Raw genomic sequence first — 12204 nt, 5'->3', positions numbered from 1 at the left:
CGTATAATGCTGTTGAAAAGAGGACAGGATGTGTAATTGTAATACCGTCGCACGCGACAGCATTAAATTACCCTCTGGTCAGGGCTTTGCCCCGACACCCCAGCGTGGAGTTCAGTATGAGTGATGTGTCAAAAAAAAAGAAAAGTGAGACCCGGCAAAAGACCGTTGTGAGAACACTCAGGCTCTCGCCGTCAGAAGATAATGACATCCGGAAAAAGGCCGAAAAATCAGGCATGCCTGTCTCCACATATCTCAGAAAGGCTGCGCTGGAGAAACAGGTCAATGCCCGAATCGATGACACGTTTTTGATGGAGTTAATGCGGCTGGGAAGGATGCAGAAGCACCTGTTTGTGGAAGGGAAACGTACCGGGGACAAAGAGTATGCCAGCGTACTTGTCGCCATCACTGAACTGACAACCACGCTGAGAAATCAGCTTATGGAAAAGTAAACACACGGCAATGATACCTGTCATCCCACCAAAGCGTCAGGACGGAAAGTCTTCTTTTGAAGACCTGGTGTCCTACGTCTCCGTCAGGGATGATGTTGTGGATGATGACCTGAAAGCGGTGGTGGAAAAGGGCCGCAATGCCCCGCACCGGAACCGTTTTAGCCGTCTGGTTGATTACGCCACCCGCCTGCGGGAAGGGGCCTTTGTCGAACTGGTCGACACGATGAAGGATGGCTGTGAATGGATAAATTTCTATGGCGTCACGTGCTTCCATAACTGCTCGTCGCTTGAGACAGCGGCGCAGGATATGGCGTATACGGCAGATAAAGCCCATTTCGGTGGCGATGATTCAGACCCGGTATTTCATTACATCCTCTCCTGGCAGTCACATGAAAGCCCCCACCCGGAGCAGATTTACGACAGTGTCCGCCATACGCTGAAAGCGCTGGGATTGTCTTCTCACCAGTACATGTCCGCCGTGCATACCGACACGGATAACCTGCACGTCCACGTCGCGGTCAATCGTGTGCATCCGGAAACCGGCTACTACAATTGCCTTTCCTGGAGCAAGGAGAAGCTGAACCGCGCCTGCCGGGAGCTTGAGCTGAAGCATGGTTTTGCACCGGACAATGGCTGCTATGTGATAGCCCCGGACAAACGCATCGTGCGGCGCACCGGCGCAGAACGTAACCGTCAGAGCGGCTGGACGCGGGGCAAGCCACAGACGTTCCAGGCGTATATTGCGGACACGGCGATAATGGGATTACGTGAAGCGCCCGTGACGGACTGGGCATCACTGCATCAGCGGTTCGCGCGTGAAGGGCTGTATCTGGCGATGACCGAAGGGCGGCTGGAAGTGAAGGATGGCTGGGTGCAGACCCGTGCCGGTGTTGACCTCAGTGGATTCGGCCCTTCCTGGTCACTGGACAGACTCACGCAGCGGCTGGGCGCCTGGACGCCACCTGCACAGGATATCTTCCAGCAGACCCCGGACGTCGGGCGTTATGACCTGACCCGAGTGCCGCCGATCACACGACCGGAAGTGATGCAGGTCAACCAGACGCTGGCAGAGTATGCCACCGAACATCTCCGGTCGTCGCTTGCCTGGATTGATGCTGAGCCGTCACGCAGACGTATCGGCATGATCCATGGACTTCTTGCGCAGTCAGGGCTTTTCCTGAAGGAGCAGAATGACGGACTGGTTATCTGCGATGGGTTCTCCCCGGGGCGCACGCCAGTGCGGGCTGAATATGTCTGGCCTGTGTTGACGAAGCCCCTCCTCAGCACTTACGAGGGAGGATGGCGACCTGTTCCTTCTGATATTTTTCAGCAGATTAAACCAGCGCGACAGTATACCGGCGGGGAGCTGGTTCCAGCACCTGCTACGGACGATCGCTGGCTGAAAATGCGTACAGGCACCGGCCCAGCCGGGGCGCTCAAGCGGGAAATTTTCTCCGACAAAGAAAGCCTGTGGGGATACGCGGCTTCACATTGCCGCCTTGATCTCGACCGCCTCATCAGTGCCGGTCAGTTCACCTGGCAGGGATGTCATGAACTGCTGGCCCGCCATGGGTTATTGCTTCGCCGTCAGCATCAGGGACTGGCGGTCGTGGATGCGTATCACCCCCGTTCCACGGGGGTTAAGGCCAGTCATGTTCATCCTGATTTAACCCTGGCGCGGGCAGAGCCGCATGCAGGGCGTTTTGAAGAGGTGGCGGCAGATATTTTTGAACGCGTCCAGGTCACCCATCGATACGATCCGGAGCAGGCCGTCAGTGACCGGGATATTCCGGGCATGAAGCGCGATCCCGAACTGCGTCGTCAGCGGCGCGAAGCGCGGGCTGCTGCCCGTCAGGATCTGCGGGCGCGTTATGAACTGTGGCGTGAAAGCTGGCGTAAGCCTGATTTGCGCTATGGCGAACGCAGCGGTGAAATTCACCAGACCTGCCGGATGAAGAAAGCCCATGCGCGGGTTCAGTTCCGCGATCCGCTGGTCAGGAAGCTGCATTATCATATTGCGGAAGTGCAGCGAATGCAGGCGCTGATCGCACTGAAACAGTCAGTGAGGGAAGAAAGGTTAACTCTGGTGGAGGCCGGTAAATGGTATCCGCCGACATTCCGGCAGTGGGTGGCAGGGGAAGCGATGAAAGGGGACAAGGCCGCGATATCGCAGCTGAGAGGATGGGATTACCGTTCGCGCAGAAATCCGGCCGCCAGCCGGACGACAGACACGCGGTGCGTGGTTATCTGTGAGCCAGGCGGTGAACCGGTCTACAATCATTTCCCCGTTTCCGGGCTTCATGCAACGCTAAAGCATAACGGACGCGTGCTGTTTACGAAGAAAAAGACAGGAGAGTATGTCTGCACTGATTACGGGGACCGCGTGGTGTTCCGCAACCATGAGGACTATGAAACGTTCAAAAATGTGCTGGTCAAAACCAGCCCGATTTTGTTCAGTCGACCCGAGGATGTGGCGATGGCACCTGAAGGGGAGAATGAGCAGTTCAACACAGCGTTCGCCAAAATGGTGGCCTGTCGGAACGTCACGACGGGTGATGGCCTGGAATATCGCGTTGGCAGACCAGAGCTGGACAGGCAGCGTCTGGAGCAGGAAGAAAGATACCGGGATATGGTCAACCCGCGCACGAATTATGCCGGGCCGGTCGAAGATGAACGACCTCGCTGGACACCGCCGTCTCCTCGTTGATTTTCTGGTTCGCCCCACAAAAGAGTGTGGGTGCATACCACACAATGAAACAGACACGCCAGAGATTGCGAAAGTCATGCTCGGAAGTGAGGGGCGAATCTTCTAAAATATCGTTCTGAAGCATTAAGTTTCATCCCGGTACAGCACGAGAAGTGAGTGGCTGCAGACAGGTGATCCAGCATGCCACTTTTTATTTCGTGCTCAAATGACTGTATGAGTTTTTTTATTTCTCTGCGTTTTTTGTTTCGTCTTCTCTTTTCCTGTCGTGGCGAGATGCCAATAAATGTTTTAACCGGGTGGGATGAGTGCGTATCTTTTTGTCTAAAGATGAAATCATAAATGAAGTTACTGATGTCGTACTCTTCCGGAAGTGAAATGTACCATCGCTTTCCATGATTTAATGTAGTTTCGTCTGGCATTAGAAATTCATTTGTGAAGCGAAGGGTGACTGACAGATGTTGCATTTCACCTTTCAGGTATAGATGGTGAGTCATTGGGTTGTAACTGGTCCAGTAATATAAGTGTTGTATGGTTTTGATGCGCTTGTTTAATTTAAATCTCATTCCGTGAAAAGAGTATTCATATTCTTCTTTTTGTATTTTGATGGTTTTCACTGACGTTCTCTTATCGGCATGGTCAGATGTGTATGACTGAATGATGGCGGTCTGCATAAATGCGTACCCTCTCACCGGTTAAGCATAAGCGATATTTTTATCGCTTAGCTTACGGTGGTGTAATCATGTCGGGCCATGAAATTCATCTATATATCGGCGTTTTCGTCATGGCAGCAATACTTTTGCCGGTGTGTGGATCGGCTGGCGTCTGTCAATAGTAGGGCAAGGCCCTCCATGCGTAGAACGATAATATGACCGCGCAGGACGACAGGCATGAGAAAACCCATAGCGGCCATTCACGTCCCGGCTTTCCTGATACGGCGAAATGCACCACCAGTGCGTACAGCAGCGCAGGCAGTCCCCACGCCGATATAAGGACCCCTGACATATAGATATCGGCGAGCGCTGTACGGATTTGCGGGGTAAATTCAGGGTGAAACGAAAAGGTGAGCATCACCATCAACATGGTCAGCGGCGCGGCGACGATTAACGATACACCGTTAATGCAGAACGCTCTTTTGAGTTGTGTCTGTAAACGATTCATGATGGCAATCCTCTTATATTATTGCATATGGAGTGATGTGGTTGAGGCTGCATGATGGCCTGCAGCCTGCAGCCTGCAGCCTGCAGCAATGGCGATGACTAGAACCTGACTTCCACTACTGGCTGCTCGCACTGGTCTGGGTCCGGGCTACTCGCTTTTTCTTTTCTTACTTCGGGAGATTTTGGTTCCGGGAGCGTGACCTGCTTCACCCCGGCTACCTCTAGTTCCGGGTTTGTTGCTGCAGCGTTTAGCGTGATGTAGCGTATCCGACGGTCTTCCCGTGACGTGTGCTGCAGTATTTGCCTTGCCGTTTTCCAGATGTCTTCTTCTCTGGCCTCCGGGCTGGTATCGAATCGCGCCAGCAGCGTCCACGCGGCCTGACGGTTCGCCAGTGCGCTCTGGAAGGTGTCGATAACGGCCCTGATATCCTGTGTTTTCCTGCGTCTGCGCGACGGTTTCTCCGTCAGGACGCCGGTGACAGCGCTGACATTCTCCGGTACCGGGAGGCGGCGGCGGGCGGTGCGGTCGACCAGACGGGCAAGATGCGTCAGGGGCGGCGCATCAACCGTGATGTAGCGGTTGATGACCAACGGCTGCAGCGGGGTGCTTTTCTCTTCGTCGGGGATGTAGAACGAGGCTGACGGGACGGCATCGCCCTGGAACAGCGTGAAGTGCTCGCCCTGCTGAAGCCGTATCAGCTCTTCAATACGGATTTTGCTCTCCATCCGGATGCTCACCTGGCGACCGTCCGTCCAGGTTTCACCGAGCAGGCCGTCCTGACGCTGAAGGTTGTCCATCTGTGCACGGGCCACCTCGCCAGCCGCACTTTTCAGCGTTTTTGCCGTCTTCTCATCGCTGACCACGCGTCCGGCGATTTTGGTTCCGGCGTTCTGCATCAGTGTTGCGGTGTTGTTGGCGGTCGTCTGCTCCTCGATACGCTCCTGGTCCTGCGCCATCATGATGAGGGCAAACTCCAGCGAGCGAACCTGCGTGGCTTCCACCGCGATACGGTCGGTGTAGTAGGCACCGACTTCATCCAGAAAACAGAGGTACGGGAAACGCCCCTTGTACTTTCTGACTTCCAGCGTTTCGCTGTCGGTCCCTTCAAGGCGGTGGCCGAGGTCGCGGGCCAGTATCATGCTCTGCTGGGTGACGAACATGCGCCCCAGCGCGGACGTGGTGTGAGAGGACGTATCCATCGCCGGTATCATGACCAGCAGAATGCGGTCGCTGTGAATACTGTCCCGCAGGTCGATATCGCCCGCGTCGGCGGCAAAGATATCCCCGAAGGTTTCGGTGAACGTCGACAGGGTTTCCGAGAACTGGCCCGAGAGGTAGGCGTGCTGTTTGCGCGGCTCCTCAGTCCATTCTGACGGGGTGCGAACCAGCGCCATATCAAACCCCGGGACATCCTGCAGGTAGTTCCGCAACGGGGTGAGCGCTTCTTCCGGCCACTGTTCATCGAGCGCCGTGCAGTACAGCCCGGCAAGTTTCTCCAGCGGCATGTTGTCCCGCAGCTGCTGCAGGGACATGGCTTTACCGTTTCGCGTACACCAGAAGGTGGTCCCGAAAACCAGCGCCTTGTTCATGGCAATCGCCCGGGACTGCCATTCGCCGCCCTGGACGTTCTGCGGCAGCATGGACTGCATGGTCTCAGCCGTGAAGGCTTCGGTGCTGTGGCAGAACGGATTCCAGGTGTTGGACTGCGGTCGGGCTTTGTCGCCGCTCAGGATAATCTCGCTGCGGGATTTGCCCCCGTTCATGAAGTTGATGACTTCGACATCGTCTTCACGTCCAAAACGACGGGCCAGATACCAGAGCGTGCGGGTGGTGTCATTCTGCGCCTTGCCATCCACGACCGTATACCCGCGCGCCCAGCACAGGGGGTTGATGGTCCAGGCGTAAATCGTTTCGGTTTTCCCGCCCCCGGTCGAGGCGAAGAACATCACGTGACGGGTGAGGTCATCCATGCTCAGCCAGAGTTCGCGTCCGATGTCTGCCAGCCGGCGGTAGCCGAGATAAAAGATACCGTCAGCCCGGGAGGGCTGAACCGCTTCATACTGAAACAGCGTGGGCCAGAAGGGTAGCAGGCTCTTGCGCACCAGGCGGTCGCGGGAGGGGTCAATGACGTCGAGGGTGGCCGGAACGCGCAGCGGGCAGCGCCAGCGCCGAAGGGAAAACAGCATCACGGCGACCAGGGTGAACAACAGGCACAGCGGCAGGGCCAGCGGCCAGATAATCCCGGCCAGCAGGGAGAGCAGTATCGCCAGCGCATGGCCGGGGACGCTCTGCAGGATTTCAAGGGCCGGGTTTGCCCAGGCCTCCCGGTGTATCAGGGCCTGATTAACGGCGGGTCTGTTCATCGTCGGGGGTTCCTTTGTCGGTGGTGTTCAGAAACAGCTTCACGGTACCGGGCGATGCCAGCAGACCGGTGCTGAGGTGCCAGCCGGTATCAGAGATAACCCACGGAGTCCCGGCAAAGCCGAACTGGCGGAAAGCCAGATTGTTCACATCGATGGCAGCGTGAGCGGCTTTGAGGCAGTCTTCGTCCGGTGACGGGGTGGACGTCGCGTCCGGCTGCATGCCGGCATCGGCGGCGTAGAGGCTCTGCCAGCCTGCGATACGTTTCTGCGGGTCTTTTTCACACAGTAGCGGGGCGACCGCTTTTGATGACGCGTCCCCGCCAATCACAGATACCGGCCAGACCAGCACGTTGAACTCGCTGGCCAGTGTTTCCAGTGCAGGCTCCATCAGGCGGCAGTTCGGGCACTGCGGGTCCAGAAAGGCGTGGAGGGTGCGCTTGTGGCCGGATGAGAGCGCGATGGTGAACATGCCGCGCTCCGCGTTGCGTTTCAGCACGCTGGCCAGATTCTTGCGGGCCGCGATGGCATCGCTGTCAGGGCGCGTTCCCGGGGCGGCTGGCGTGGGGTGGGATGCGGCTTCAGGCAGCGGGCCTGCTGGCGGGGTCAGGCGTTGCGGCATGTCAGGCGGTGCGGTGATGAAGGCCGGTCGCGGGGCATTGTCCAGATTCACCGGTCTGAAGAAGTCCATCGCACGGTACACGCCCAGCGCAATCAGGAGCGCAAACGCGATAACGGCGATATGCCTCATCGTCGTCAGGAATGCCGTTCGCGCCCGTTGCCCGTCGCTGATTTCAGTGCTGCGGGTGATGGCATTCAGCATCGCGGCGGCGTTGTGTTCTGCCGGTTCGACCAGGACAGACTCGTGCACGCCTGAGACATCGTGAAAAAGCAGGCAGAGGCGCGCATCCCGGATAATCAGGTGCGATACCTCGCTGACTTTCAGCCACAGAAGCGTGGTGGGGCGTCCGCTTGCATCGGTCGCGGACAGGAGAATATGGCGGCCCTGGCGGGTCGCGGAATAGTGGTAAGCAGACATGAGAAACTCCGGGTTTGAGAGAGGGGTGAATCAGAATGTGTGGTTGTCAGGGTTTTGGGGGGCGCGGGGGAAAACATCACCGGTGATGGACCAGCGGGTCTGGACCCGTCGCTTCCTGTCGTGGTCTGGCTGCGGTTCATCCCAGATAAGACCGATGCTGACGAGGTCGGCCTGCAGGCCGTTGATAGCCTGCTCCACGCACGGCTCCGGGCACGGCAGTCCACGCCGGATGGCTTCTGCTTCCGCACGGGCCACGGCGACGACGCCTGCACCTTCAATAAACACTTTCGTGGTGTTGGCGCGATGCAGGGCGTAAAAGAGCGTCCGGTCATTGCTTTTCAGCCACAGCCAGTTGGGCGGCGTCAGGCGCAGGTCGTGCGCATACAGACAGACCAGACCGCTGCGAACGTAGCGATGCTGTTTCAGCCACTGACGGGCCCCTTCCGAACGGATTACGCGGGCAAAGGCGGTGCTGGCCAGGGAGTATACCGGAACGGACCGGCTGCCGTGGTCCCTGCGGCTGCGGACGCGGCAGGAGTCATTCAGGGCATTCATGAGGCCGACGGCAGCGGGACGGTCATTCAGAAAGTGCTGCAGGCCGAAAATGGCAAAGAGCGCCCGCTCATGCGGTGCCAGGCTTTTCCAGCCTTTCAGGGGCCTGCCGAGCTGGGCGGTGAAGCATTCGCGGGCGCGGGCGACATCGAGCTGCATATTGCTGACCAGCGCGTGTTGTGTCACGAACGCCTCCGGTGTGAGGGCGGGGGCGCGGGCTTTGAGCTTCTTTTTGTGGTAGAGCGTACCGGGGTGTCCTTCACGAATGACCGGCGCGAGCGCGGGTGACAGCGGTGCCATGATGGCGGGGAGGCTTCGGATATTCACCAGGCGGCGGGTAAACCGGGATTGTGCCGGGTGTGAGAACCAGTCACGCAGCGCCCACAGCGTCAGCGGAACCAGAAAGACGTGCAGGATATACACGGTCTGCCCCATCACTTCGCGCCACTGTGAGAAAGTTACCGCCTGTGCATGGTTGCCCGTCTCCGCGAGCAGGTTGTAGCGGGGAGCAACAAACGCATGAAGGGGTCCCCAGTCGAACAGCCCCCAGAGGGAGTGGAGCACGACGCAGCTGAAGTACACCAGTTCGGGGAGGAACAGGTACGCAATCAGAATGAACACGCCCAGGAGGGCGAGCAGGGCGACAAAGAGGACGGTCGGGTCCTCGTTGTTGTAAGAAGGGGATGAATACACAATTAATCTCCGGCGTCGGATATGCAGGCGTAAAAAAACCGGCAGGATGCCGGTTTTACAATGCGGGTGGGCTGCTAGCTGTTGTGGGCTATGTATGTGATCATGAACGCTATCCAGACAACAGCGAACTGAAGCAGCAACAGCAGCCAGGCCGCCCGGGCATAGTTGCGTTTGTTTGGATTCACCGACGAGGAAAACGTCCAGTACAGCAGGAATATCAGGTTAATCCCTGGAATGTATGTCAGTACCAGCGTCCAGCACCATTCAAACGTCGGGATAACAGGTTTCATTTCTGGCATCAGGTTCTCCTTTGTATATTTATTTGTTTCTGAAATGAGAAAGCCGGTTAATTACAACCGGCTTTCTTATCTGGTGTTAATGGATTTTCGGGACAGGAAGTTTTGAGATGTTTTCCCATTCCTGTCGTTTGTTCTGAATTAATGCCGGGAAGTTGACATCATAATTAAATCCCTTTTCGGCCATAGCGTGCATACAATTAGCTATGGAAGAAGCCGACCCTTTAAAAAACTCCATTACAATGCACGGCAGAGTGACATATTTGCTGTACACCGTTAGTTTATTTGCATCCACAACGGTACGGGTGAAGTTGTGAATATCAAAACCGATGACATCCATTACGCCACCGGGATAAATGCGGACATAAAGCATGGTGCCTTTACGTGTGTCGATCCCAAAATACATGCTCTGCCAGAACGAACCCGCTTCATAGCCTTCAGCCGGGTTGAAGTAGCCTGACGCCTTGACGGCATTCACCACAGACTGGAGCGTGACCTGCCGTTTCTTAGCAGCGTGCCGACGCCAGAGGATCGGGAGGATAGCTGCAGCGAGACCACCGTAAGCGTAGATGTATACTTCAATAGTTCTGTCATCTAAAAAGCAAAAGCCGATTAGTGAATAAAATAAAGCGAGAGGTATTCCTGCAATAAAATATAACCTGCGGGCTGCAAAATACCATATCCACCATTTTGGAAAGCGTTCTTTCATTTTATTTATCTCCAGTAACATCCAGATCTATTTTAATTCACCTGGGTGCTACTGACAAGGATATTGTTATTGTATTCCGTCTTTATTTCCTTCTTTTCCTGAAGGTAACATGGATTTTAATTTATCTTCACGAGCCCCCGGTGCATGCTGAATATTTCTGTTGCTGCCTGCGATAATATCTTTAACACCGGATGCCATATTACCGAGGGCATTTGACGCTTCCCTTCCGCCGAGGAAGCTGATCACCTGGTCAGGCAGGTATGCCTGAAGTGAAAATAGCCCTGCCACCATGGTGGTACACATTCGCGCATAGACAAGCAAAAAACCGACCGCAGAGAACACGCCGGTGAAGGAATTGGCCTGTACATTGACAAGCGCGGTACCAAACAGCGCGTGAAGGATGGTCCCCCCTGCGACGATGCCCACCGACGCGAAGAAGAAACCAAAAACCATCAGCGGTGGGCGGATCATGGTATCTATCAGGTAGATATAGCCGTAGGCAGCGCGACTCCCCCTGTCCTGACGGGTGCCGAGGTGGGTGGCACCCCACAGAGGTCCGGCTGCACAGCCGACCAGCACACTGACAATCCAGTTTCCCACCCCGGTCATCCAGAAGATAAACGGAATGAGGGGAAGATATACCGAGAGTGCAAAGCCTGCCGAGAACATCAGGAACAGCAAAAAGTAGACAGGCGGCGAGAGGGCATCGAGCAATTTGTCCACCCCTGCAAGGATGCCTGTTGTGGCATTAACCAGTTTCCCCCAGATGGAGCTGTCCCCGCCCGCAACCAGCGCGCGTGTCACGGTAAATCCAAATAACATGGTTTCGGCTGCTGTCAGAGTATAGTCGCCAACGTTCTTCATTTTGATTAAAGGATTGACCTGATCGGCATTTGTTCCAGAGCCTGATAATGAAGTCGCGATATAGTCAGTTAACCGGACTACATATAAACCGCTCGTTTTCATAAACGCACTTTTTGGATCACTCATATCGCCGGCTTTCATCTCATCGGCGGTGACCGTGGTGCCGAGTGCGGGGGCATAGGTGGTGTTCTGCAGTTGCGTTCGGTACGCCTGGTAGATATTCCCCAGCAAATCCATGTCACCGATTTCGCCGAGCTGCGATATTGAGGATACCTCTGGGGTCCGCTCGGCCAGTTCGCCCAGCCGCTGATTGGCCGTGGCAAACGTCTGGTACCACGCACCCAGCGACACCCAGCCGTAGGTGTTCAGGTACGATTTCAGCGCATCCTGCTTTTCCGTTTCGCCGTTGTCTTTCGGCAGCGCATTCTGCACCGCCTGCTCATAGTTGTTCGCTGCCTTCTGAATCCGGGCCTCCATATCAGGCAGGTTTCCTTCCCCGGTATCCCGGCGGGCGAGGTATCCACTCACGAACCCCGAGGCCGCGTCGTCGAGATCGGCCAGCATCGCATCCATCGCGCTGCGCTGGGTCGACACCACACCGCTGTATTCGGACGCACGAAAAGGATTAAAGAATTTGCCGATGGCGGTCTGATTATTTGTGCCGTCGCCATCGAGGACGAGACTGGCGCTGCCACACAGGGCGCTGCCGTTGGATATCGTGACAGTGTAACGGGATGACGTGGTCTGCTGGCTTTCCGTCATTGGTGCGGTGGTATTCCGCCCGCCCTGACGATAGTCCGACAGGGCCGTGTTGACGGCGTGTTTGCACAGTTGCATGTCAAGTATCGCTCTTGCCGCTGTGCGGGTTTCCCCCTGAACAGGCTGGACCGTCATCGAATAGCCGCTGGCGATGTTGTCCGCCGCCGTCTGCACCATCAGGTTTGCCGAACCCACGCCCATCACAGAACTGCCCCACAACATGATGAGCTGGGCCAGGCTCCAGCCATTCCCGGACGGCACGATAGACATGAACCCCCAGACAATACTGAGCGTACCCACGATATCGCGGTCGGCGCTGAAGACTTTTCCCTGGTGGCCGGTGCCCACAATGTGGCGCAGGCCGATAAACATAAACCAGACCACCGCCATAATGGCGATAATGCCGTTGAAAAGACCGAACATGTTGCCAATGATGGTGTCGCCACTGCCGGAAAGCGGGTCGGTCACGACGTCACCAAAAATTGTGACCAGCGCCTGACGGGAGAGATCTTCCCTGTTTGTGGCCGCAGATAAAATGTCCTGATACGTCACGGCCATTGCCGGAAACACCGGCAACATCAGGGCGGCACTGAGTGCGCGAAATGAGAATTTCACATG

Annotated in this window: 10 protein-coding genes; 2 read left to right on the top strand and 8 right to left on the bottom strand. The window is 56.3% G+C overall.

Translation table 11 applies throughout. The features are described from left to right. Positions 1–116 precede the first annotated feature (116 nt). Positions 117–449: a plasmid mobilization protein MobA gene (gene mobA, locus MKleb_RS28070; RefSeq protein ID WP_217076847.1), complete on the top strand. Its 333-nt coding sequence runs from the start codon at positions 117–119 to the stop codon at positions 447–449. Between the two features lie 10 nt (positions 450–459). Then, positions 460–3156 (top strand): relaxase/mobilization nuclease domain-containing protein, encoded by a 2697-nt coding sequence (locus tag MKleb_RS28065; RefSeq protein WP_217076845.1) that lies wholly within the window; start codon positions 460–462, stop codon positions 3154–3156. A gap of 74 nt (positions 3157–3230) precedes the next feature. Here MKleb_RS28065 and MKleb_RS28060 read toward each other — a convergent pair whose 3' ends face one another. From MKleb_RS28060 to MKleb_RS28025, 8 genes are all read right to left on the bottom strand, one after another. Then, on the bottom strand, positions 3231–3827 hold the full coding sequence (locus MKleb_RS28060) for a hypothetical protein (protein WP_217076843.1): 597 nt from the start codon (positions 3825–3827) through the stop codon (positions 3231–3233). Positions 3828–3981: 154 nt separating this feature from the next. Beyond that, positions 3982–4314 carry a hypothetical protein gene (locus tag MKleb_RS28055; RefSeq protein ID WP_217076842.1) on the bottom strand — a complete coding sequence of 111 codons (333 nt, stop codon included), beginning with the start codon at positions 4312–4314 and terminating at the stop codon, positions 3982–3984. Positions 4315–4412: 98 nt separating this feature from the next. After that, positions 4413–6677, bottom strand: coding sequence for an F-type conjugative transfer protein TrbC (gene trbC, locus MKleb_RS28050; protein ID WP_217076841.1), 2265 nt, complete (start codon positions 6675–6677; stop codon positions 4413–4415). Further along, positions 6658–7713, bottom strand: coding sequence for a DsbC family protein (locus tag MKleb_RS28045; RefSeq protein WP_217076840.1), 1056 nt, complete (start codon positions 7711–7713; stop codon positions 6658–6660). Before MKleb_RS28045 ends, trbC begins: the two co-directional genes overlap by 20 nt. Positions 7714–7743: 30 nt before the next feature. After that, entirely contained in the window at positions 7744–8958 is a 1215-nt protein-coding gene (locus tag MKleb_RS28040) for a secretion/conjugation apparatus DotM-related subunit (protein ID WP_217076839.1), read from the bottom strand. Positions 8959–9032: 74 nt separating this feature from the next. Further along, entirely contained in the window at positions 9033–9257 is a 225-nt protein-coding gene (locus MKleb_RS28035) for a hypothetical protein (RefSeq protein ID WP_217076838.1), read from the bottom strand. A gap of 76 nt (positions 9258–9333) precedes the next feature. Then, on the bottom strand, positions 9334–9963 hold the full coding sequence (gene excA / locus MKleb_RS28030) for a plasmid IncI1-type surface exclusion protein ExcA (RefSeq protein WP_217076836.1): 630 nt from the start codon (positions 9961–9963) through the stop codon (positions 9334–9336). Between the two features lie 66 nt (positions 9964–10029). Beyond that, positions 10030–12201, bottom strand: coding sequence for a DotA/TraY family protein (locus MKleb_RS28025; protein WP_324110093.1), 2172 nt, complete (start codon positions 12199–12201; stop codon positions 10030–10032). Positions 12202–12204: the final 3 nt, after the last annotated feature.

It is taken from the genome of Klebsiella sp. PL-2018 (assembly GCF_019048985.1).
In the GTDB taxonomy this organism is placed as follows: Bacteria; Pseudomonadota; Gammaproteobacteria; order Enterobacterales; family Enterobacteriaceae; genus Klebsiella; species Klebsiella michiganensis.
The sequence above is the reverse complement of the archived record's forward strand: the minus strand, read 5'-3'. Positions and strand labels throughout refer to the sequence as shown.